This window comes from Akkermansia massiliensis, from assembly GCF_023516715.1.
Taxonomy (GTDB): Bacteria; Verrucomicrobiota; Verrucomicrobiia; order Verrucomicrobiales; family Akkermansiaceae; genus Akkermansia; species Akkermansia massiliensis.
Genome location: NZ_JAMGSI010000001.1, coordinates 1,141,638 through 1,164,448, shown reverse-complemented (window position 1 = coordinate 1,164,448; position 22,811 = coordinate 1,141,638). Strand labels below are relative to the sequence as shown.

The following is a 22,811-nucleotide window of genomic DNA, read 5'->3' as shown; positions in this document are numbered from 1 at the left end:
GGCAAGTAGCAATGCAAATTTGTGAGCCTTTGCTAACATGCGGTTTCCCCATTTTTTCTTAATGCGGAATGGAAACAATTAAAGATTCCGCAGGATTTCAATGGAGCATCCCGTATTACCGTCAACGGTTCGCAAAACATTAAATGCCTTCTCCCAGGCGGCGCGCCAGCATCTCCGGGAGTCCGGCGGCCAGAATGCGCCTTTGCGCTTCCTCCACGTCGTATTCCACGCGGCGCTGGTAATAAACCATGCTGTCCACATCAAGCACGCCGTAGGCGGCGCGGGGGTCTCCGTCCCTGGGCTGGCCGACGGAACCCACGTTAATAAGGTACTTGTTGGTTTTGAGAAGCTGGATGTCCCCGGATTCATATTCCTGGATGCTCCCTTCATGGCGGATGAAGGTGCGGGGGACGTGCGTATGACCGTTGAAGCACAGGAACTGATTGTCGCGCAACATGTTGATGCTGTGCGTGGCCGTGTCCACATTCGTGACGTAGGACCAGGAATTGGGCTTGTCCTGGGTGGCGTGCACCAGAACGATTTCATTGGGCAGGATACGCTGGAAGGGGGCGCGGCGAAGCCACTTCTTCTGTTCTTCGGAAAGCTGCTGGCGCGTCCACATCAGGGCTTTGTACGCCACGGGGTTCATGCCTGCCGGATTGTCTTCCCCAATGGCTTCCTCATCATGGTTGCCGCGCACGGTGGGAATCTGGCGTCCGCGGACGAACTCAAGGCATTCGGCCGGATTGGCGTTGTAGCCCACAATATCACCCAGGCAGTAAACGGCGTCGCATTGAAGCTGTTCTATATCCTTCATCACCGCTTCCAGAGCGGGCAGATTGGCATGGATGTCACTGATCAGGGCTATTCTACTCATGGTGTTGTGGAGAAAAAGCATAGCACCTTTCCGGGGCGTTGCCAAGCGCCTTCAGCGGAGTGGTTAAAGATTAAAGGCCGGAAATTAAAGTTCATTCCGGCCGTCATTGAAAAAGCGCCCCTTTAAAGGAGGAGCTCCTTTTAATTTATCTTTAGTCTTTTGTTTTTAGTCATCCGTTTTTGCGGGAGGCAAGGCCTCCAAGGCCTCCCTCAAGCCGTCCACGGGGTATTTCAGGGAATTGGCCAGGTGGCTGCTCATCAGGTCGCGGGCAATCTCGTCCGTCGGGAACAATTCCCGGAAGGGAACGCGGTCTTTTTCCGGAACTTTCAGCCTGTTTTCCAGGACGAAAATATTGCTCACCAGGCTGGGCGTCCGGTTCCTGGGATCCTTGAACAATTCCCGGCCCAGCTCCAGCGCCTCGCGGGATTTGGAGGGAACGCGGACAAGCGCATAAAACTCCTTGCGCGCCGTCAGGGGCGGCGCTCCCTGTTCCCGGGCCTTGCGGTAGGCTTCCGCAGCCTTTTCAAAATCCGGCTGGCGGTAGGTATCGCTGTACATGTTGCCCAGCAGGGATTGCAGGTACCAGCTGTTCGGGTTGGCGCTGATGCCTTTTTCCAGGAAGCTGCGTCCCTTCTGGATGTACTTCCGGAAGCCTTCCCTTCGTTCCATGGGAGAAAGCCGCTTATTGTCCAGATAGCTGGAGGAGGCGTTATTGCCCAAATGCCACGAACCGTTGTCCCAGTAAAAGTCGGAATGGGGGGCAAGAGAGGTGATTTGGTTGTAGCGGCGTTCCAGATTGGCCCAGTCGGAAATCAGGAAGCAGTCGAAGGCCTCCATGCTCAGCACGGCCGCTACCAGGGAGCGCAGCCCCCCCAGGGAAACCATGGCGAGCTGCTGTTCCAGATAATCGGAGGAGGAGAGCTCCACCGGGTCATCCAGCAGCCCCGCCGCCTTCTCCTGCTCCAGAATACGGTTCTGCAAAGGCAGGCGGATCATGCCGAAGCCCAGCAGGGCAATGATGAAAATGACGATGGTTTTCAGCATGATGTTACAAAAAGTGGTGAGGCTCTTTACCCCAGAGAAAGATTCTCTAGAATTCTCATAGCTCCTTCATTCCTATTTTCTTTAGATAATAATAGATACCATCATAAAAGGAGGATTGCCGAGTCAAATCCGCGTCACATCCCTCCGGGATAAAAATCACGAATCCCTGGCGTGCTCGTGTCAATAAGACGCGGTAGGTATTTTTAAGATAGAGCTGTGCGTCTTTTTTACAAACCGTTTTCCAACTAGAACCTGTAAAATTATAAGCTTTAAAATGTCCTTTTTCTATGCGGTAGTCTGCATCCCATGCAACGATTGCCCAGTCAATTTCTAGCCCTTGAATATCAAATTCGGTGGCCGTGTCTTCGAGGAAATAGGAGGAACGAATATCCTCCTTATCATTTAAAAACCAGTTTTCTGCTTGAATATTACTCTGTACCCAGATTCCAAATTGGCGTAAACGTTTGGCCCCAGAGCTAGCGATGAGTCCATAACGTTCCGTTCCTCGGGCTTGGGCTCGTATCCATTCTTGGGCTTTTTCCAGGCTGCGGGTAATCGTGATGGGATAATTAGGCGATAGCTCAGAGTAGAGCTGTTGGGCTACTGGTAAATTTTCGTCCAATAATGATTTTACAAACGCAGAAACTCGTTCATTCCGGAAAGAACGGAGTGAAACTGAAAGATGGAGGTTTGGTTCCCGATAGAGGCGTAATCCCGTAAAGAGATGTTCAAGTGGTTTTCCGTGTGTATATTCCACATCAGAGATTTGGGGTGATACATAAACATTCCAATCTGGAAAATGGTCTCTTAGTGCATCAAACCAAGCTAGCAGCCCTGCTTCTCCAGTATGTATCTCTTGACCACCTCCGATTAAGCAGATGATAACCGTCCAATCTTGGTGGCGATCCATTACACTGATAAGAAATTCAGGTTCAGACATGTTCCAGCCGGGAACATGGCGTTTTAACATAAATTTGGCTGTTTGTTCTTTTGTCCAAGCACGTTGTGCTTCGTCAAAAATGGCTACTTTCTCCGCAGGGACTTGTTCTGAAGGAGGCAGATAAGCATCACGAAAGTGGTGGATGTTTTGGATAAAGGCAGCAACTTTTCTTTTAGATGCTGTCTTTGTTATTTTACCTTTAAAACGTTTGATTTCATCTCGTGCTAGAGCTTCTCGTAAGACAGCAACCAAAGGACCATTACCGGAAAGAAAGACCGCATGTTCTTGCTCATCATATTGATGCCGCTCATTTGCAATATTGAGGCCTACTAACGTTTTTCCAGCACCAGGTACGCCAGTGACAAAGCAAATGGATTTTTCATGATGCTGCTTACTCTGCTCAATAATGCGATTCAGTGCCTTTGTGGTGAGGCTAAGATTGTAAGCTCCGGCATCACTACGTGAAATTTCTTTAACATCATGTCCACGGTAAAGTGCTTGAGCTGCTTCAATAATCGTGGGAGTAGGCATGTATGGTGAAGTTAACCATTGTTCAAAATGGAATGCCTCATCACACAGAGTGCTAGTCAGCTTTGTTAAAGTAGGTCCTAAGGTGTTATCATTACAGAGGATAGGATGATAAACTCCGTCTTGACCTACTGTAAGTTGATGTTCCTTAGAAGGAGCATGGGTACAAATTACCAAAGGAACAATTTTCTTTTGATGGCTTTCTTGATGGAAATACTTTAAAGCTAGTGCATAGTCTACAACCTGGTCAATAGCATGTCTGGGATAAGATGATTCTCCTACTTTAAATTCAAGGACATAGAGAATACCTGCACAGGCGATGACGACATCTATTCGTTCTCCGATGCGGGGAATGGTGTATTCAAAGGCTATTGAGCCAGCAGGAATATCTTTAAGAACGTGTTGGAGTGATTTGATTTCGTGAACAAAGGAGTTGCGCGAATTTTGATCTAGGTCAAATGGTGTATGAAAAGCAATCTGCCCTAAAATTTCTTTTAGAGATTGGGTACAAAAAGACTGTAGGTCATTGGAATAATAAGACCGTTGCATCATCTTTGGTAGTAGGACAGAACCAGAATGGTCAATCCATGTTCAGGCGCTTGCGGATGTCCTTATCCAGAAGTTCCCATTCCGGCACGGATGTTCCGGCCTGCCGGGCCTTGGAGAGAGGGTCTCCCCAGATGGCCGTGTATTCGACAGGGCGTCCTTCGTTGTAGTCCACGGCGCTGGACGGAATGAAGGAGCCCATGCTTTCCGTGCGGGAAAGGTGGAATTCCACCAGGTCATCCGGCAGGGTGTAGCCGCGGGCCTTCGCCGCCCGGACTACTTCCTCCATGATGCGGCGCGCCCGGGCGACGTTTTCCGGGTTTTGATAGAGTTCCGCAATGCTGATGCCGCCCAGCGCCAGGCACAGCCCGTTGAACGGGATGTTCCAGACGAGCTTGTACCACTGGATTTGCTCCGCGACGTCAAAGGCGCGCGTCTTGATGCCGGCGTTGGCAAACAATTCGGAGAGTTCCCGGGCCTTTTCAGAGCCTTCCGGTGAGGGGACGAAGGGTGCAAATTGAATGTTGCCGCCTTCCAGATGGTTGACGTGGCCCGGTTCCGCGCGCATGGCGCAGATGAAGCACAGACCCACATAGATGCGGTCAGCCGGGATGATGCGGGCGATTTCCTCCGCATTTCCCATGCCGTTCTGGAGCGTGACTACAACCGTATCCGGTCCCATCAACGGAGGGAGGGCCTTGGAAAAACCGGCATTTGCCGTGCTTTTCCAAGCGACTATGACGAGGTCCACCGGGCCGACTTCCGCCGCGTCCCGGTACACCTTGAGCCGGGGCAGGGAGATGTCTCCATGCAGGCTTTTTACTTGCAGGCCGTGTTCTTTCAGGTAGCCGTATTCCGAACGTACGATGAAGGAGATGTCCTGGCCGGATTCCTGAAGCCTGGCTCCGTAGTAGCAGCCGAGGGCTCCGGCTCCCAGAATGGCGATTTTCATGGTGTGCGGTGAAGGTGTGTATCTTGTATTGAGATTGCCTAGAGGCCCTGAACGTTGCCCTTGTTGTCCAGATAGATGTGCATGGCGTTCGGTGAGACGGGCAGGGCCGGCATGCGCATGATTTCACCGCAGAGGGCCACCAGGAAGCCGGCTCCGTTGGCAATTTCAAAGTCACGCACAGTGACGGTGAAACCGGTGGGGCGGCCACGGAGACGACCGTTGTCGGAAAGCGAGTTCTGGGTTTTTGCCATGCAGATGGGCAGGTCCGTGAGGCGGCTGGCTTCAAACTGGGCCAGCTTCTTTCTGGCCGCGGGCGTCAGTTCCACTCCATCCGCTCCGTAAATACTGCGGGCGATGATGTTGAGCTTTTCTTCCACCGGAAGGGCGGATTCATAGAGGGGCTTGAAAGGAGCGGAGGGCTTGTCCGCAGCTTGCACCACCATTTGGGCCAGGTTTTTGCCGCCTTCCCCTCCCTGGGAGAAGATGTCCGCAATGGCGCAGGGAATGCCGCGTTCCGCACAGTGCGCCACGATGGCGTCCAGTTCCTCCTGGGAGTCGTCAAAGAATTTGTTGACGGCTACCACCACGGGGCGCTTGTAGTGGGCGGCGGCGTCCAGATGGGCGTCCAGGTTGGCAAGACCTTTTTTCAGTGCGGCCACGTCCGTGTTTTTCAGGTCCGCCAGGGCGGTGCCTCCGTGCATTTTCAGGGCGCGCGCCGTGGCTACGATGACGATGGCGGCAGGGTCCAGTCCGGATTGGCGGCACTTGATGTCCAGGAATTTTTCCGCGCCCAGGTCAAAGGCGAACCCGGCTTCCGTGACGGCATAGTCCCCAAAGTGGAGGGCCATTTTGGTGGCCAGCACGGAGTTGCAGCCGTGGGCGATGTTGGCGAACGGGCCTCCGTGCAGGAAGCAGGGCACCCCTTCCACGGTCTGGACCAGGTTGGGCATCAGGGCGTCTTTCAGCAGGGCCATGACGGAGCCGGTGATGCCGAGTTCCCTGGCGAATACGGGCTTGTCGTCCGTCGTGAAACCGATCACGATGCGGTTGATGCGGTCTTCCATGTCCTTGTAGGAGGTAGCGAGGCAAAGGCACGCCATGATTTCCGAAGCCGGAGTGATGTCGAAACCCGTTTCACGCGGGAAGCCCTGCTTGTTGAGTCCCACGATGATGGAGCGCAGGGAGCGGTCATTCATGTCCATGACGCGCTTCCACGTGACTTTGCGTTCGTCAATGTTCAGCGTGTGGAAGAACATGGCGTTGTCAATGATGGCGCTGATCAGGTTGTGGGCGGACGTGATGGCATGGAAGTCTCCCGTGAAGTGCATGTTGATTTCATCAGGCGGCGTCAGGGAGCTTTTACCGCCGCCGGTGGCACCGCCCTTGCGGCCGAATACCGGGCCCATGGAGGGCTGCCGAAGCGCCAGGCAGGCTTTTTTACCGATGGCCTGCAACCCCTGCGCCAGACCGATGGAGACGGTGGTTTTCCCTTCTCCGGAAGGGGTGGGCGTGATGGCGGAAACCAGAATGAGTTTGCCGGGTGCGGCCGGCTTGTCCAGTACGTCCAGGGAAATCTTGGCCTTGTTGCGGCCGAAGGGGATCACGTCGTTTTCATCGACGCCCAGCTTGTTGACACAATCGGAGAATGCAGGTGTGACCATGAATGCATGATGACGGAAGCCCCCTCTTTTTGCAAGAAGGTTCATGGGCATTCATGTGGCGGAAACGGGGATGTTTTCAACCATCATGGGAGTGGGCCCAGGGAAATCCTGGGTTCAAGGAGGGTACAGGCAGAGGGTGCGCGGGAGAGGGAAAATTGGGCGGTGCGGGCACCGTTGTTTTTCAAACCGTGGGAGCGTGTCCTTCCACTATGTTTTCTAATGAAAGCGTTCCGGGAATGAGGGCCTCTGGACCTTATAAAAATTTCCCTTGAAACCAGGGTATTTCAGGAAAGAAGCCGATTTGAAGGGTTACCGCTTCAGCACAGGGCGGTAATGGCCCGTGATGGTATGGGAGAAGAGGAAGTCTTCCTCCTGCGCACCGCAGCCGACGTTGTGAATAATCAGCGGCGTTCCTTCCTTCGTCTTCCGGTCGGAAACGATGCCGATGTGGGGAACACTGTCGGACAGGTTCCACGTAACCAGGTCGCCGGGCTTGTAGTCCGCCGCGGTTTCCGTAATGGGAACGGACCATCCTTTCCGGGCAAAGAAGGCGCGGAGATTGGGAACCCTGCGGTGGTCAATGCTGCGGTCCGTGGTTTTCAGGCCCCATAGTTTCGGATATTTGGAGAAGTGGGCCTTCATGTCTTCATGCACGGCTTTCTGGAGGTCCAGTCCGAAAGCCCTCATGGCTCGGATGACCACGTCCGTACATACTCCCGTTTCCTTGGGGACATCCCCGTTGGGGTAGGGGATGGTTTGATAGCCTCCGTTGTAGGAGACCGTTACTCCTATCTGTTCGCGCGCCTTGGCGGCCAGTGCGGCGTTGTCCGCCATCAGGCACGCGGAACAGGAAAGGAAGAGGAAGGTGAGAAGGACGGCGGGTTTCATGGGGTAGTTGGGCTGGGAAAAGGGTAAAAATCAGACGAAGCTGGCAAAGCCGATGTCCGGACGGCGCTGCATGCCGTCAAATTTGACCTTTTTGGTTTCGTTGTGGGCACGCTGGCGCGCTTCGGAAAGGGATTCCCCCTGCGCCACGACGGCCAGCACGCGGCCGCCGTTGGTTTCATAACAGTTTTTGTCCGCATTCCATTTGGTGCCGGCGTGGTAAACGGAGGCATTCGCAACGTCGTCCAGCCCCTGGATGGCGTCGCCGGAGCGGGAGGTTTCCGGATATCCCTTGGAGGCCAGCACGCAGCAGACGCTCCAGCCGTTTTGGAAGGAGATTTCTTCCGGAGTGAATTCTCCCTTGGCCCCGTGCAGGCAGAAGGAGGCCAGATCCCCGGAGAGCAGGGGCATGACGGCCTGGCATTCCGGATCCCCGAAGCGGCAGTTGTATTCAATCACCTTGGGGCCGTTCGGGGTCAGCATCAGGCCGAAGTACAGGAAGCCGCGGTAGGGCAGTCCGTCCTTTTTCAGCCCGGCTACCGTCGGGGCCACGATTTCCTTTTCAATGCGTTCCAGCATGTCCGGCTCCACAAGCTGGCGGGAGGCCACCGCGCCCATGCCGCCCGTGTTGGGGCCCGCGTCGCCTTCTTTGAGGCGTTTGTAGTCCCGCGCCGGGCACAGGATGAGGTAGTGGTCGTCCACCAGGGCTCCGAAGATGGAGACTTCCGGCCCGGTCAGGAATTCTTCCACCAGCAGGCGCCCTTCACCGAAGCGCCTGTCCGTAAATACTTCTTTCAGGAAAGCGTCCGCTTCTTCCTTGCTCATGCAGACGGCCACGCCCTTGCCGGCGGCCAGGCCGTCAAATTTGAGCACGGTGGGGTAAACGCCGCCGATGAATTGCCGGGCTTCCTCCAGGGTGGCGGCCACACGGGCCTGCCCGGTGGGGATGTGGTGGCGGAGCAGGAATTCCTTGGCAAATTCCTTGCTGGCTTCCAGCTGGGCGCTTTCCTTCACCGGCCCCCAGCAGGGAATGCCCACGCGGGCACAGGCGTTCGCCAGGCCTTCATCCTTCACCAGATAGCTTTCCTCCCCGGCTACGCAGAGGTCCACTTTATTGGAAACCATCCAGTCGATCAGTGTAGGCAGATCCCTGGCGGGAATGGGGGCTGCCAGACGGTTGATGGCGTCACTCCCCGGGAAACAGTACATTTCCGGTGCGGAGGGAGATTCCTTGAGCGCCTTGACCAGTGCGTGTTCACGCCCACCTTTTCCAATAACGGCTATTTTCATACGCGGCAAGTATGCCGGGACGGACTGATTTTGCCAAGCTGAAATGAATGGGGAAGGCTCTCCCGGCATACGGTTTTTTCCGTGCTGCTCCAAGGGGCTTTCATGATTCAGGGGACGGCTGTGGAACGTCTGCGTGCCCCTGGGCGGTGTTTTGCTTCCGCGGGAATCCCGGCCATGAAAAAGACCGCCTGACACGGAGGAAAGGCGGCCTGTGAAAAGAAGTTGTTTGTCCTGGCTTTAGAACGGGATTTCGTCATCCATGTCTCCAAAGTCGCTGGACGGCTGGTTGGAGGGAGGCATGGGGGGCGGATTGTAGTTCTGGGCCGGACGGGACTGCCCGTAGTTGTTGGAGCGGGGAGCTCCCTGGGGCTGCTGGCGCGGAGCGCCGCCCATGTCGCCTTCACCGCCGCGGGGGAAGAGCTGGATGTTTTCACCGATCACGCGCAGCTTGGTGCGCTTCTGCCCGGAGGCCTTGTCTTCCCAGGAGTCCAGTTGCAGGCGTCCTTCCACAAAGACTCCGCGGCCCTTGCTGAGGTAGTTGCCGGCTACTTCCGCCTGGCGGTTCCAGAGGGTGACGTCCACAAAGGTGGTTTCCTCCTGGCGTTCGCTGTTGTCGCCCGCATAGTAGCGGTTGATGGCGAGGCGGATGTCCGTGACGGCGGTGCCTTTGGGGGTGTAGCGCAGCTCGGGATCGGCGGTCAGGTTGCCCATTAAGAAGACTTTGTTGAGATTGGCCATATGGGGTGGGTGTTAACGAGGTGTGTGATAACGTATAAGAAAGGTGCCTTGCCGTTTGGGAGGCGTGTGGCTGGTCGCTAGCAACTATGGCCCTGCACGTGATTTTGTGCAATACTAAATTGCGGAATCGTTCTTCATCATGTCTCCTTTCTACATTGCATTCGTCATGGAACCGTGAAAACTTCACCTCCATGAGTTTCAAGCAACGGCGGCGAAACGGACTGTTCCGGGTTTCCTGGAGCATGTGCCTTTTGCTGTCCGTGCTGGCGCACCTGTTCCTGCTGGCGGGAAGCTACTTGGTTCCGGAGGAATGGCTGGCTTCTCCGCGCCCGGCGGAAGCGGCGCGGCGGCAGGTGGTGGTGAGCGCGCGCATGGTGAAGAAGGTGGAGCCTCACCCGGAGGGCCGGAGGCAGGCGCCGAAGGAGCATCTGCCTGCCATCGTGAAGACTAATGAGGAGCAGGAAAGCGCCACTAGGCCGGAGGCCCCCAAATTCCAGAGCAACAGGAACACGCGTGCGGAAGGCGGCCGAAAGGACCCGGACAGCAGCAGGGACATGCCTGCCCAGGACGGCGTGGAGCGCGAGAATGGGGAGATTGTCCTTTTTGACCAGAATAGGCAGGATGGCGACCTGAGCCATGAACGGGACGGCAACAAGAATGCCGCTCCCGGAGCGGCCGCCAACGTTCCCTACCAGCCCCTGGAGCCGTCCATGCCTCCCGCGGGCCATCCGGATTCCGTAGACCATTCTCCCAACAGGGAGGGCGTTCCGGGCAAGGCAAGCGAGGAAGGACTGGCCCGGCAGAACCGCCGCCCCGCGCAGGAAAGGGCCATGCAGCTTCCGCATGCGGTGACATTGCCCCGGCCCGGTGAACCGGAGAAGCCTGACGCCCTTCAGGAACTGGCCAAGAGCATTGCGAAAGGGGCGGACAATCCTCCCCTCAATCTTCCCAACCTGAACCTGCCTCCCAATACGAGGCCGGCGCAGAAGCAGCCTTTATACGACCCCATGTTTAACGCGGAGAGCCAGCCCGGCTTCAAGACGCATGAGCAGAAAACCAAGCAGACGGGCAAATTCAGCTTTGGCCGCCGCCCGACACTGGATGTGGAAGCCACCCCCATGGGGACGTACCAGGCGATCGTTTACCGGGCCATCGGGGAGCAGTGGTACCGTCAGTGTGACTTGAACCGCGACCTGATCGTCACCGGAACCGTGCGCATCCGCATCCTGATTAACAAGAATGGCAAGGTTTCCTCCATGAGGCAGACTTCCCGCGTGGGAGCCAGCGAGGTCCAGAAGTCCTTCACCTTCCTCGCCATTAAACTTGCCCGGCTGCCCGCGATGCCGCCGGAGGTGAGGAACGCGCTCGTCGGGGATTCGCTGGAAATGTACTTCGACTTCAATTTTTAACAACCTACCATCCTACAACAACATCATTCACTGATACTTCACCATGAACTTTATCAAGGACTGCATCACATTCTTCCAGGCAGGCGGCGTTTTCATGTATCCGCTGGCGGCCTGTTCCGTTCTTCTCATTGCGGCCATCATTTACCGCATGTTCAATATGAAGAGGAGCACCATCTGTCCCGCCAGGCTGACCCGGGCCGTGGAGCAGTACACCCGCGGGGCCTTGGAGCGCAGCGAACTGGAAAGGATGGCCGCGGATTCGGATTCCGTGGAGGGGCGCCTGGTGCTGGACGCCCTGAATTCTCCTCTGGAGGATGAAGCCGCCCTGAAGGAGATGATCCAGGTGAAGGCCCGCGAGGAGTTCGTGACGCTCCAGGCGGGGCTTCCCCTGCTGGACATGATTGTGATGATCGCCCCCATGTTCGGTATTCTGGGGACTGCCAGCGGCCTGGTGCAGATTTTCAGCGTTTTCGGGATGGATGAGAGCCACGGCATGATCGCGCAGGGGATTGCCCAGGCGCTGAACACCACGATTGCCGGGCTAGCCATCGCCACTCCCGCCGTAATCGCCCACGTTTATTATTCCCGCAAGCTGGAGCGCATTTCCGCTTCCATGGAAGTCCTGCTGACGGAGCTGATTTCCTTCCGCTGCCATCATTCCCAACGCTGAACAGGCCATGCAGTTTTACCGCAAGAAAGCAAGAACCATGGGGGTTCCCATCGTCCCCATGATTGACATATTGACCATTCTGCTCATCTTTTTCATCGTTCACACCCAGTGGAAAAAGCCGCAGTCCCTGCTGAAAATAGACGTGCCGGGCGCGGAGTTCATGGAAGGGGCTCCTTCCACGGAGCAACGGGCCGTCCTGGCCGTGACGGGGAAATCCTCCATTTCCCTGAACGGGAACCTGGTGGAGATGAATGAGCTGGCCGCCGCCCTGGAAGCCCTGAAAAGGGAGAAGCCGGACGTCAAATTGCAGCTTGACGTAGATAAAAAGGCGGAGTTTGGCGTCATTGTCGGCATTTGGGACGCGCTGACGTCTGTGGGTATTGACGCGGGGGATGTTCCTGCCAGAATAGAAATCAACAAATCCGGCGCACAGTAAGCGCCTTAACACATATATACTCCCCTCCCTCCCGATGTTATTGGAAATCGCGCAGTATGGAAATCCGGTATTGAAGGAAAAATGCCGCCCCGTAGAACATTTTGACGACGGCTTGAAAGCCCTGGCGGAAAACATGCTGGAAACCATGTACGCCGCAGAAGGCATCGGCCTGGCGGCTCCGCAGGTGAGCATTCCCATTCAACTGGTGGTGATTGATATTCCGGAGGAGGAAGAGTCCGTCACCTGGCTAAAGGTGAACGGGGAGGACAAGGAGCTTTCAGACATTATGCCCCTGATGTTTGCCAATCCCGTCCTGGAGCCTTACGGGCCCATGCATCCCTTCCATGAAGGCTGCTTGAGCGTGCTCAAGATACGCGCTTCCGTCGTGAGGCCGGATTTTGTCAAAGCTACGGTGCTCCTGATAGATGGAAGAGAAGTGACGATTGACTGCAACGGATTGCTGGCGCGATGCCTGCAGCATGAATGCGACCATTTGAACGGCATCCTGTTTGTGGAGCGCGTTTCTTCCGCCCAGAAGATCACCCTGCGCAATAAATTGAAGCGCCTGGCTACTGGGTATTGACGGTTTCCCGGATCGGGATCGGGCCGCCTGTTTGGCGAAAGGTCTCGGCGGCAGGGGAAATCACTCTTGAGCTGCCGCGATAAAGCGCGGGGTTAGCCGGTCTGTTGCATCGTGAGGCATAATGGGCTGTGAAATTTCTGGACTGGGTTTCTTTCTGCACGTGCCTGAATCCCTCTCCATGAACTTTATTTTACTCCGCATCTGCTCAAGGAGTCCATTGGGGCGCGCAGAAAATCTTGATCCCCTTTTCTTCAAATAGAGTGATGATTCCTCATGGTTCCGCTGTTTGGTTTTCTGCGGTGCAGAGAAGGGAGGAGTATCTTCCTCCTTCCAGCTTCCCGATCATGCCAGGTCTTTCGTTTGGCCGTTGAGGTACACATGGGCAGAGAGGGGGGTGCAGAGGCATTGCGAACCAGTCGTCCTCTTTCTTCTACTAATGATTAGGGCCGGTCATCAACAAACGTCGCTGTCAGACGAAGATGAAAGTTCAGTCCTGTTCCTGTGGGGCTTCCAAAGAAGTATGACCAATGCCTGGAGCAGAAGGGAGACCATGTTAAAAATGAAGATTGCAGGAAAGGAGCCGGGAAGGAGAAGCGTCACAAGGATGTTGAACAGGCTTCCGCAGAATAGAAACCTGCCGCCCAGTCGCTGAACACTTACCCATGCTTCATTACTACTGAAGGCGTAAGGGGTGCGTATTCCGAACCATTTGTTGGGAGTTATCTTGGGGCAAACGTTGGCCAGGAGCAGAAGAAATGTGTTCAGGCTTATGAAGATGACTTTGGCCGTGTCTCCCAGGCTGACCGTATTTGCCAGGCTTGTCTTTTGAATGGTCAGGCAAAGATAGGAAAACAGGACGACCAGGAAGAATTCCGCGTACGTGGCCATCTTCGCGCCAATCCGCCGGTTGTTTTCATTCCTGCTGAAGTGAATGGGCAAAAGGATGATCAGACGGAGAATCTTCCCGATGAGGAAGCCGAGGATTCCCAGGCCAATGAATCCCAGAAGGGCGTCCATGCCGTTCTTGTCCTCAAAACGGGTGGGCATGCCGTATTCATTGAAATGTACGGCGACGCGGGCGGGCAGCCGTGACGATACGGCTGCATAGTAAGTCAGCACGGGAAACAGGGCTATGACAAGTTCGTTGAAAATTGGCCCGATCCACCAGGATGGGGAAGATTGAGCAGAGAGCGGGGTTGGCTGCATGGCGTTTAATGATTGGGCTGGGTTCCGATGATTTTGCTCCATTTTCCGGAGGATGTTTCGCGGGCCGCCTTGAAATTGCCTATCCAGACCAGTATTTCTTGAAGAACGCTCAGGTTGATATCGTAAAAGATGAATTTGCCTTCCCTGTGGTCGCGGACGAGATCGGCTTCTTTTAAAACAGACAGGTGGCGGGAGATAGCGGCTCCGGTAATACTGAAATGTTCCGCGATTTCTCCGGCCGGCATGGCGCCGTTTTTCAGTATTTCCAGAATTTCACGGCGTGTGGGGTCAGCCAGGGCTCTGAGCGTAGGTTGCAGGGAAGAGGGATTATTCATTTTATATTTAACTTTAATGTTAAATATTTCTAATATGGATTCCCGGCGAGGTCAACAAAAATGAAGAGAAGGACCGAACGGGAACACTTGTTTATTACGTTCCTGCGTGTCGTGATAGCCGCTCTGGTGGGATCATTCTTTAAACCGGACCGCCGTCCGCTATCCGGATATGGATTCCAAGGATTTAGTCTAAAGCTTTCCCGCGCCGCAAGCCTTTGCAGCAAACTGAATCATTTGTGCGGATGGAGAACGTACGGTGGGGAGGAGCGTTCGCTGACGCTTCCAGTTTCAGGTCGAATGCTGCAAATGTTCGCTGCGCTCCAAGGGGAGCTTCAGGAGGCTGCCGCAGGGACCGGAGCGTTCTGTGATTCCCTTTTGACGCGGATTTGCAGGTCCGCCAGGGCGTTCATGTAGTAGATGTACGCGTCAAAGGCAGAGGCATACGGGGTGAAGGAGTTTTCCTTCTGCATGTAATGGAAGTGGTCCGCACTCTGGAGCTTGCGCCAGACGTGGGTGAGGTCCTTGTCATTGGCGGCCTTGACCGGTTTTTCCAGGCGGTAGATTTTGCGGATGGCTTCGTCCTGCATGACGTTGCCGTTCCAATGGGACATGGTTCCGAAGGTGGAGCAGGTCATTTCCTGGGTGCATTCGCAGACGGAGACGGGCTTGATTTCACGCACCACTTCAGACGGGGTCATGAACCGGTTGCCGGCATCCACGCAGGCAAGGATCATGGTGCGCCAGAATTCAAAGACGCCCGTAGCGTCAGACTGGCGTTCGCCAAGCGTCTCATAGTCCATGGACAGGGTGGTGACGCTGCCCTGCTGGTGCGTCAGCCAGTCCGCGAAGGTGGTGGGGGAAAGCGGGTATTCCGGCCATTCCGGATCGGTTCTCATGATCGCCAGGTCATTGGAGAGTTCCCGGTTGCGGAATATGGTGGTGGTGTTATAGACCCACGGGGCCAGGAATACTTCATTGCTGGTGAATCCCTTGAGCATCGCCGGATTGCCGTCCGCCATGATGCCCTTGAAGCCGAGCGTTTCCGCCTGCGCCGCAATGGCGTTGGAGTACAGCATGCCGGTGTTCATCAGCACGTCTGATTCCTGGCGGAAGAGTTTTTTAAGGAGTTCCCGGTGCTCTTCAATCTGCTCCGCAAATTCCTGCGGTGAGTAGACGGAGGCGAGGGAGTTGTAGTACGGCATCACCAGAAAGTCCACGCAGCCGGTTTCAGCCAGCTCCTTGAAGGCGGCAATCAGGTCCGGCCTGTGGTACAGGGCCTGTTCCAGAATGACGCCGCTGAGGGCCAGCCCGAAGCGGAATTTGCCCCCTGTGAGTTCGATGAGCTGCTTCATCAGCCGAGTGGCCGGGAAGTAGCAGCGTTCCGCCACCGTGCTGAGCACGCGGGCATTCAGATCGTCATCTTCATAGAAGGCGTGTTCTCCAATTTTGAAGAAGTCGTAATGAATCAGCCGGTTGGGCTGGTGTGCCACGAAAGTGAGGGAAATGTTGCTCATGTACGGGGAAAGGGCTGGGAGTTATCGTGTGGGGTGAAAAGGCGGTTCTTAGCGGTTCAGCACATGTTCGTAAACCCGGATGACCTTGTCTGCGGCGGCGTCCCAGGTGGAGGCCTTGATGTCCTCCGTGCTTTGTTCCACCACTTTCCGGTACAGTTCCTCATCCGTGCAGAGATGGACGATGTGTTCCGCCATCTTGTTGACGTCCCAGAAGTCCGCTTTCAGGGCTCCCTTCATGACTTCCGCCACGCCGGACTGCTTGGAGATCACGGCGGGAATGTTGAATTGGGCGGCTTCCAGAGCCGACAGGCCGAAGGGCTCCGATACGGAGGGCATGCAGTAGATGTCCGTGATGGAGAGGAGGTCATTCACCTTGTCCTTGTTCAGGAAGCCGGTGAAGTGGAATTTGTCGCCCACGCCCTTGAAGGCTCCGGATTCAATCAACTGGCGGAGTTTTTCCCCGGTACCGGCCATGACGAAGCGCACGTCGTCCGTCTGCTCCAGAACCTTGGCGGCAATTTGCAGGAAGAAGCCCGGACCTTTCTGGGCCGTCAGGCGTCCCAGGAAGAGCACGAGCTTTTCCGGAAATTTTTTCTTTCCCTTGAAAACCTTGACGGGGTCCGCCCCGTTGTGGATGGGGAAGATTTTATGGGGGTCTATGGCGTAGTGCCCGCTGGCGATGGTGCCCGTGTATTTGCTGACCGGAATGACGGCGTCCGCCTGTTCCATGCCGAATTTTTCAATATCGTAAATCCATCCGCGGGCGTCCGCTCCGGCGCGGTCAAACTGGGAGGCGTGCAGGTGCACCACCAGGGGCTTGCCCGTGGCTTTTTTCACCTCCACGCCGGCCAGGTAAGTCATCCAGTCATGGGCGTGGATGATGTCAAAGTCCTGCTGCATGGCGACTTTTACCGCGATTTTGGAGAACTGGATGACTTTCAGGGCCAGGTCCCCGGCATAGAGGTCCTCCTTGTTTTTGAATAGCTGGAGGTCCGCTTCATGCGTCTTGGAGAAGGTGATGCGGCCTTCCTTGGTGAACTGCACCACGCCGGATTCCCCCTCCACGGTGGTGTAGGGGTCCAGTTCAATGGGGGCGTGCTCCACCAGGGCGAAGCTGTCATAGGAATACTTCCGGTCCACTTGCTCCACTTCCCGATAGGAGACGTTGTTGAGACCAGTGAGCTGGAACCCGTCAAAAAGAACGGAAGGATCGGCCTTGGGGACGATCACTCTTAAATCCACTTTTTTTGCCAGCGCCTTGGAAAGGCCCAGGCAGGCAATGCCCAGCCCCCCGTTAACCAGGGGTGGGAATTCCCATCCTAATGTAAGAACTCGGATTGTGCTCATTGGTTGATGTGGGTTGTCGGTGTCGGGAAGGAAGCGGCCTCATGCCGTGTTGTGCACCAACGCAATAAAACCAGATTTTTCATGTTCGGTCTAGAGTAATATGAGTAATTTTGTCCTAATAATGAAAAGAAAAATGGTGGTTTAGTTCAATCTTGCGTTCGTCATGAAATTAATTTAATCTGAATCGAACGCTTTTGATTCTCTCTTCTGTTTGGCTTCAATGTGCACCTCTCCCAACATCCCTGAAAGACGAAAAACGCCCCCTCTCCGGGGGCGTCTCGTCAAATGGGAATACACCAATGCGGTTTCTAAAATAACTCTCAGCGTGTGCCTTGCGGACGATGGAATTGTCCGCGTGACGTATTTCACCGGACCGGTGCCGGAAGATGAGCCCAGCTATGCCGTCAGCCCCGGGTATTCCGCCCCCGGCGCGGAGGTCCGGGAGTATGACGAAGCCGAAGTGCATGTCATTGAAACGTCCCTGCTGCGGATTCGCATCCGTACGGAGGAGCAAAAGGTGGATTTTTACGATATTGTCACGGACGAACCCCTGCTGGCGGATGAAGGCGGCTTTGGCCGGGAGTCCAAGGACTGGACGGGGGACGCCCGCGTGTGGATACGGAAAAGGCTTCAGGACACGGAGCATTTTTTCGGGCTGGGGGACAAGCCCTGCGCCCTGAACCTGAGGGGCAAGTATTTCTCCATGTGGGGGGCGGACCATTATGATTTTCACGAGGAATCGGATCCTCTCTACAAGAGCGTTCCGTTTTTCCTCAGCCTGCGGGAAGGGAAGGCGTACGGCCTGCTGTTTGACAATACGTGCCGCTCGTACTTCGACTTCGGCGCCTCGGATGAAAAGGTGCTGGCTTTCGGGTCGTTCGGCGGCCTGATGAATTATTACTTCATTTATGACCGCAGCCCTCTGGACATCGTAGCCGCCTACACGCGCCTTACCGGCACGCCCGAACTGCCGCCGCTGTGGGCGCTGGGCTACCACCAGTCCAAATGGAGCTATTATCCGGACAAGGCCGTGTATAACCTGGTGGAGCGGTTCCGGGACCTGGGCATCCCGTGCGACGCCGTCCATCTGGACCACCATTACATGGAGCAGAAGGAGGGGTTTACGTGGGACAGGCACAATTTCCCCGATGCGGCGGGGATGGTCCGCTCTCTGGAGGAGGACGGCGTGAAGACGGTCCTGATCGTGAATCCCGGCGTGAAGATCAACCCCGCCAATCCTGTTTGGGCGGAGGGTTTGGAACGGAATTATTTCTGCCGGCGGTCGGAGGGCAATCTTTTGTCGGAGGAAGTCTGGCCGGGACTCTGCAATTTTCCGGATTTCACGGCCCCGGCCGTCCGCAGCTGGTGGGCGGACCTGTTCAGGCATGATCTGGAAGAGGTGGGCGTGCGCGGCCTCTGGAACGACATGAACGAGCCTGTCGTCTTTCCGGACCGCACGTTCCCGATGGATACGCGGCATGAGTACGACGGCATGCCCTGTTCCCATGAAAAGGCCCATAACATTTACGGGCAGTGCATGGCGGAAGCCTCCTGGCTGGGCATGAAGCGCCACGCTCCGGACAGGCGTCCCTTCCTGCTGTCCCGGTCCGGTTTTGCCGGATTGCAGCGCTTTGCCGCCACCTGGACGGGGGACAACCGGTCCAGCTGGGAGCATTTGAAGCTGGCCAATTTCCAGTGCCAGCGGCTTGCCGCCTCGGGCATCTCCTTCGCGGGGGCGGATGCGGGGGGCTTCATGGGGCATCCCACGCCGGAGCTGTTTTGCCGCTGGATGCAGATGGCCGCGTTCCACGGGCTTTTCCGCAATCATTCCTCCGGGGAATTCGGAGGCCAGGAGCCCTGGGTGTTCGGACAGGAGGCCACCGCATACGTGAAAGCCGCCATTGAGGGCCGCTACCGCCTGCTTCCCTACATTTACACGCAGTTCCGCCGTTACGCGGAGACGGGGATGCCCGTGCTGCGCTCCCTGGCCCTTCAATGCTTCAGGAACAGGGACACCTACTGGCGGGGGGCGGAATATTTCTTCGGCGACCATCTGTACGTCATTCCCATCCATGAGCCGCAGGAAGGCGGCCGCTTCCTCTACATCCCGGAAGGCGTCTGGTATTCCTACCACACGGACAGCCTGATGGAGGATACCGGAAAGGATGTCTGGGTGAAATGCCCGCTTTCCTTCCTGCCCGTGTACGTGCGCGGCGGGGCGGTCATTCCCCATTGGCCGGTGCAGCAGCACGCAGGCGAACTGCCGCGGCCCCCGCTGACACTGGACGTCTGGTGGGCGCCGGATGAGGAAGTGGCCTCCCACCTGTATGAGGATGCGGGGGACGGCTATGCGTACCGGAACGGGGAATGCGCCGTTCATGAGTTCCTTTACCGCGGCACCGGTTCCCATTCCCTGGAACTGGCGTGGAAGTGCGAAGGGGACCCCTGCGCGTTCCATGAGTCCGCGGAGGTTGTTCTGCACGGCCTGCCTGCCGGGATTGCCCTCAGCGCGCACATGGACGGCGTTCCCTGCCGTGGCGTGGCGAGGGATGGCCGGGTATGGAGAATCCCGGTAGAGGGCAAGTTTGAGACGCTTTCCGCCTGCTGGACGGAGGAATAACAGGCGGGAATGTCAGGGAAGCAGGAAACTGCGCCTGACCGTATCCCGCTTTAATTTCAGCTCCCGCCATTCATGCGTCAGGGTGGAGGAGGCCACCACCCCGCCCCCGGTGCAGAGCGCGAGCCGCCGCCCCTGCCAGTACATGGACCGGATGCCCACCAGGCAGAAGAAGTCTCCGTCTTCCAGAAATCCGAACGGAGCGCCGAAATGGGACGGACAGCGGAGGCGCGAACGCCAGTCGTCCAACTGGGCGAGTGTCTTCTCCGTCCGGGGCTGGGATCCCAGGGCCGGAGTGGGGTGGAGCAGCCGTATCCAGTGGTCCGGCGGCAGCAGTTCGTCCGCTTCCAGGGTGAGGTAGGTGGCAAAGTGGATCAGGGTATCCAGGTTCAGCACGCTGCGGGCCGTTCTGGTGACGCTGCCGTAGGGGGACAGGCGGGAAAGGATGCTGCCGGCCACGATTTCATGTTCGCGGATTTCCTTGTCGTCATTGATGAAGACGCCCTCGTCTTCCGGCCGCGCCGTTCCGGCCAGGGCCATGGTCGTCAGGCGTCGTCCCTGCTGGTGGAACAGGGTTTCCGGGGTGGCTCCGCAGAAGCCTTCCTGCTCCGTCCACCAGGCATAGGGGTAATGAAGCGGGGAACCGTTGACGGCCCGCAGGATGAGTTCACGGGGAACGTGGGGAGGCTGCATCTCTCCAAACTGGGGCGTTGCCGGAACGCTTTTCACCAGATGTCCGGAGGCGATTTGTTCAATCATTTCCGCGAATACCTGGGCATACGCGTCCGGGGACGGTTCCGTCCACAGGATTTCCGGAGCGGGCGGCGTGGGGCTTTCCGGTTCCGGAATGGGATGCAGGGCGGACGGTATTTTCCACGGCTGCGGGTCATCCAGGCGGAACGTGTTGACATAGAAGGCGGGGCCGGAATCCGGGGGGGCGGCCGATTCCCGGAAGGGCCCGGTCCCGAGAAGAAGGCCGCGGGAAGGGTGTCTGATCAGGGCTCCGGAAGTCAGCGTGTTTATGTCCATGCGGGGGCCATGTTAAAATGCTGTGGCAGGGAATTCCAGCTATTTGAATGTTTGTGGAGCTTCTCCCGGGAGCGAAGGCCTCCGGCCTTCGTGCGTGAAACCTCTTCCGCAGCATAGCGCAGGGGATTTTTCCTTTTTCCATTTCCTGTCCGGAGTTTGTAAGGGGCCGGAGCCCCTTACTCCCGGGAATATGTCCCCGGAAAAACAGAACCTCGCGTCATGTCACGTGCCTTCCCCTTTTGAATTGACGGGAAAAAGCACTCAAGTAAGCTCTAACGAGCTTCCGCCCAATATGCAGATGATGACCAGACCAGCGCCAGCCCTTTCTTCCTCCGCCGTTCCGGTGAAGACCATGCTGGCGGAGGTGCGGAAGCCGCTCGGCCCCGTATGGTGGAGCGTGTTTCTCGCCAGCGTGCTGCTGGCGGCGTGGGGTGTGGGGTGGAGTTCCTGGCGCATTGCCGCGGAGGGTGTGGGAGTGCTGGGGCTGAACAATAACGTGGTGTGGGGGCTGGACATCGTGCATTTTGTCTTCTGGATAGGCCTGGGACATGCGGGCACCCTGATTTCGGCCGTCCTGCTGCTGACCCGCCAGTCATGGAGAAGCCCGATTGCCCGCGGGGCGGAACAGATGACCCTGTGCGCGGTGGTCTGCGCCGCCGTCTTTCCCGTGGTGCACGTGGGGCGTGTCTGGATGGCGTGGATGGCCTCCCCCCTGCCGGAGGTGAGCGGCATCTGGCCGGACATGGCCTCCCCCCTGATGTGGGACGTCATGGCCGTCAGCACGTATTTCCTGCTTTCCCTGTTGTACTGGTACATCGGGCTGGTGCCGGATTTCGCGCTGCTGCGGGATTGCTGCGCGGGGCATTTGAGGCGGCGGTACGGATGGCTGGCTCTGGGCTGGCAGGGGACGGGGCGCCAGTGGCGCGCCTATGAAAAGGCCAGCCTGCTTTTTGCGGCCATCCTGACTCCCCTGGTGGTATCCGTCCATTCCGTGGTGAGCTTTGACTTTTCCGTGACGCAGGTGCCGGGGTGGCACCAGAGCATTTTTCCGCCCTATTTCGTGGGGGGCGCCATTTTGAGCGGCATGGCGATGGTCCAGTTGATTCTTCTGGGGGTGCGCCGCCTGATGTCCGGCAGCGGCGTCCGGCAGGCCATTACGCCGGCCATTCTGGATTTGAGCTCCCGCTTCGTGCTGGCCCTGGCCCTGGTGATGGGGGCCATGTATCTGTGGGAGCACCTGGCCGTGGTGCTGAATGGAGGCTCTCCGGCGTTGTTCCCGGGCAGGAATCCCGTGAATGCCGTGTTCCTGGGCGCCATGGTCGCCGGGAACGTGCTGCTGCCCCAGTTGTTCTGGTTCCGCTCCCTGCGCACCAACCGGTGGGTGATTGCGGTCGTGGCCTTGGGCGTGCTTGCCGGCATGTGGATGGAACGCTTCTGGATCGTCGTGAATTCCCTGAAAGCCTCCCTGCTGGCCGCCAATATCGGGGATTATTCCCCCAGCCTGACGGACCTGGCCATGATGGCCGGGAGCGTGGGGCTGTTCACGGCGCTGTACATGGTGCTGGTGCGCGTGACTCCGTTTTTTTCCCTGTGCGACGTGCGGGAACAGCAATCCCTGAACAAGGAGGGCGGGGCATGAAGAAGCGCGTCACTTCCGGCTGGGTGCTTTCCTTTTCTTCGGAAGAAGCGCTCCTTCAGGCCGTCCGGACGCTGGTGAAGGAGGAGGGCGTCTTCTGGGAGGTCTGTGCGCCTTATCCCTGCGCCGCCGTCCGGTTTGCCAACCGTCATGCCGGGAGGGCCGTAGGCGCAGGCGTGCGGCTGTGGGCCGCGGCTGGCGGAGTGTGCGGATTCCTGGCCGTGGCCCTGTGGCTTTACTGGACGCAGTTCTGTGCGGATCCTCTCATGACCCAGGGCAGGGTGCAGGGCTGGGACAACTGGCCCGCGTACGTTCCCCCCCTGTTTGAAGGGACCTTGCTCGGGGCCGGACTTCTGACTGCCGCCGGGTTCCTGAAAGGGGCCGTTCTCCCCCGGTGGAACGACTGGGCGTTCGAGTGTGATTTCTTCAGGACGGATGAACACGGGGACGGTTATTTCATTCTGCTGGAAGGCGGCCGTGAAGATCGTGCCGCCGCTCTTGCTGCGGCACTGCATCCGGACGCGAGCGAATACATCCATGAGGAAGGGGGCCGTTCATGAGAGGCGGC

At 57.2% G+C, this 22,811-nt stretch carries 20 protein-coding genes; 7 read left to right on the top strand and 13 right to left on the bottom strand.

Features of this window, described 5'->3' with window-relative positions; all coding sequences use genetic code 11:
* Nucleotides 1-139 precede the first annotated feature (139 nt).
* The 8 genes from M8N44_RS05010 to M8N44_RS04975 all read right to left on the bottom strand — a co-directional run bounded on the left by M8N44_RS05010 (nucleotide 140) and on the right by M8N44_RS04975 (nucleotide 9,461).
* Nucleotides 140-877: a metallophosphoesterase family protein gene (locus tag M8N44_RS05010; RefSeq protein ID WP_102722090.1), complete on the bottom strand. Its 738-nt coding sequence runs from the start codon at nucleotides 875-877 to the stop codon at nucleotides 140-142.
* A gap of 165 nt (nucleotides 878-1,042) precedes the next feature.
* Nucleotides 1,043-1,921 (bottom strand): hypothetical protein, encoded by an 879-nt coding sequence (locus tag M8N44_RS05005; protein WP_102728179.1) that lies wholly within the window; start codon nucleotides 1,919-1,921, stop codon nucleotides 1,043-1,045.
* Nucleotides 1,922-1,976: 55 nt separating this feature from the next.
* Nucleotides 1,977-3,938, bottom strand: coding sequence for a DNA/RNA helicase domain-containing protein (locus M8N44_RS05000; RefSeq protein WP_180972851.1), 1,962 nt, complete (start codon nucleotides 3,936-3,938; stop codon nucleotides 1,977-1,979).
* Between the two features lie 31 nt (nucleotides 3,939-3,969).
* A complete protein-coding gene (locus M8N44_RS04995) occupies nucleotides 3,970-4,887 on the bottom strand; it encodes a 2-dehydropantoate 2-reductase (protein ID WP_102728180.1) in 918 nt (305 codons plus the stop codon).
* A gap of 38 nt (nucleotides 4,888-4,925) precedes the next feature.
* The gene (locus M8N44_RS04990; RefSeq protein WP_102722091.1) at nucleotides 4,926-6,548 is read right to left on the bottom strand and encodes a formate--tetrahydrofolate ligase; all 1,623 of its coding nucleotides are present in this window, start codon (nucleotides 6,546-6,548) and stop codon (nucleotides 4,926-4,928) included.
* 309 nt (nucleotides 6,549-6,857) lie between these two features.
* Nucleotides 6,858-7,436 carry a DUF1287 domain-containing protein gene (locus tag M8N44_RS04985; RefSeq protein ID WP_102722019.1) on the bottom strand — a complete coding sequence of 193 codons (579 nt, stop codon included), beginning with the start codon at nucleotides 7,434-7,436 and terminating at the stop codon, nucleotides 6,858-6,860.
* 30 nt (nucleotides 7,437-7,466) lie between these two features.
* A complete protein-coding gene (gene purD, locus M8N44_RS04980) occupies nucleotides 7,467-8,723 on the bottom strand; it encodes a phosphoribosylamine--glycine ligase (RefSeq protein WP_022398354.1) in 1,257 nt (418 codons plus the stop codon).
* Between the two features lie 237 nt (nucleotides 8,724-8,960).
* Complete coding sequence (locus M8N44_RS04975) at nucleotides 8,961-9,461, bottom strand: single-stranded DNA-binding protein (RefSeq protein ID WP_102722020.1); 501 nt, start codon at nucleotides 9,459-9,461, stop codon at nucleotides 8,961-8,963.
* A gap of 242 nt (nucleotides 9,462-9,703) precedes the next feature.
* Here M8N44_RS04975 and M8N44_RS04970 point away from each other — a divergent pair, with 242 nt between their 5' ends.
* The 4 genes from M8N44_RS04970 to def are packed head-to-tail and all read left to right on the top strand — an operon-like array spanning nucleotide 9,704 to nucleotide 12,559.
* Nucleotides 9,704-10,870 (top strand): hypothetical protein, encoded by a 1,167-nt coding sequence (locus M8N44_RS04970; RefSeq protein WP_102730949.1) that lies wholly within the window; start codon nucleotides 9,704-9,706, stop codon nucleotides 10,868-10,870.
* A gap of 43 nt (nucleotides 10,871-10,913) precedes the next feature.
* A complete protein-coding gene (locus M8N44_RS04965; RefSeq protein WP_102726340.1) occupies nucleotides 10,914-11,540 on the top strand; it encodes a MotA/TolQ/ExbB proton channel family protein in 627 nt (208 codons plus the stop codon).
* Nucleotides 11,541-11,547: 7 nt separating this feature from the next.
* Entirely contained in the window at nucleotides 11,548-11,976 is a 429-nt protein-coding gene (locus tag M8N44_RS04960; protein ID WP_102728181.1) for an ExbD/TolR family protein, read from the top strand.
* Between the two features lie 34 nt (nucleotides 11,977-12,010).
* The gene (gene def / locus M8N44_RS04955; RefSeq protein ID WP_102722023.1) at nucleotides 12,011-12,559 is read left to right on the top strand and encodes a peptide deformylase; all 549 of its coding nucleotides are present in this window, start codon (nucleotides 12,011-12,013) and stop codon (nucleotides 12,557-12,559) included.
* Between the two features lie 453 nt (nucleotides 12,560-13,012).
* Here the strand turns inward: def and M8N44_RS04950 are convergent, their stop codons facing one another.
* The 4 genes from M8N44_RS04950 to M8N44_RS04935 all read right to left on the bottom strand — a co-directional run bounded on the left by M8N44_RS04950 (nucleotide 13,013) and on the right by M8N44_RS04935 (nucleotide 16,961).
* Complete coding sequence (locus M8N44_RS04950) at nucleotides 13,013-13,678, bottom strand: SdpI family protein (RefSeq protein ID WP_180975156.1); 666 nt, start codon at nucleotides 13,676-13,678, stop codon at nucleotides 13,013-13,015.
* Nucleotides 13,679-13,770: 92 nt separating this feature from the next.
* On the bottom strand, nucleotides 13,771-14,100 hold the full coding sequence (locus M8N44_RS04945; RefSeq protein WP_102728183.1) for an autorepressor SdpR family transcription factor: 330 nt from the start codon (nucleotides 14,098-14,100) through the stop codon (nucleotides 13,771-13,773).
* 332 nt (nucleotides 14,101-14,432) lie between these two features.
* Complete coding sequence (locus M8N44_RS04940) at nucleotides 14,433-15,614, bottom strand: glycoside hydrolase family 57 protein (RefSeq protein ID WP_022398346.1); 1,182 nt, start codon at nucleotides 15,612-15,614, stop codon at nucleotides 14,433-14,435.
* 48 nt (nucleotides 15,615-15,662) lie between these two features.
* Nucleotides 15,663-16,961, bottom strand: a complete 1,299-nt coding sequence (locus tag M8N44_RS04935; RefSeq protein ID WP_022398345.1) for a glycosyltransferase — start codon at nucleotides 16,959-16,961, stop codon at nucleotides 15,663-15,665.
* Nucleotides 16,962-17,181: 220 nt separating this feature from the next.
* Between M8N44_RS04935 and M8N44_RS04930 the strand changes: the two genes are divergently transcribed.
* The gene (locus M8N44_RS04930; protein WP_102726338.1) at nucleotides 17,182-19,581 is read left to right on the top strand and encodes a glycoside hydrolase family 31 protein; all 2,400 of its coding nucleotides are present in this window, start codon (nucleotides 17,182-17,184) and stop codon (nucleotides 19,579-19,581) included.
* A 12-nt stretch (nucleotides 19,582-19,593) separates the two neighbouring features.
* Here the strand turns inward: M8N44_RS04930 and M8N44_RS04925 are convergent, their stop codons facing one another.
* The gene (locus M8N44_RS04925; RefSeq protein ID WP_102728184.1) at nucleotides 19,594-20,607 is read right to left on the bottom strand and encodes a chorismate-binding protein; all 1,014 of its coding nucleotides are present in this window, start codon (nucleotides 20,605-20,607) and stop codon (nucleotides 19,594-19,596) included.
* 298 nt (nucleotides 20,608-20,905) lie between these two features.
* Between M8N44_RS04925 and nrfD the strand changes: the two genes are divergently transcribed.
* Both nrfD and M8N44_RS04915 read left to right on the top strand, forming a co-directional pair.
* Nucleotides 20,906-22,246, top strand: a complete 1,341-nt coding sequence (gene nrfD / locus M8N44_RS04920; RefSeq protein WP_180975157.1) for an NrfD/PsrC family molybdoenzyme membrane anchor subunit — start codon at nucleotides 20,906-20,908, stop codon at nucleotides 22,244-22,246.
* Nucleotides 22,243-22,803 (top strand): quinol:electron acceptor oxidoreductase subunit ActD, encoded by a 561-nt coding sequence (locus M8N44_RS04915; RefSeq protein ID WP_102728186.1) that lies wholly within the window; start codon nucleotides 22,243-22,245, stop codon nucleotides 22,801-22,803. Before nrfD ends, M8N44_RS04915 begins: the two co-directional genes overlap by 4 nt.
* The last annotated feature ends 8 nt before the right edge of the window (nucleotides 22,804-22,811 follow it).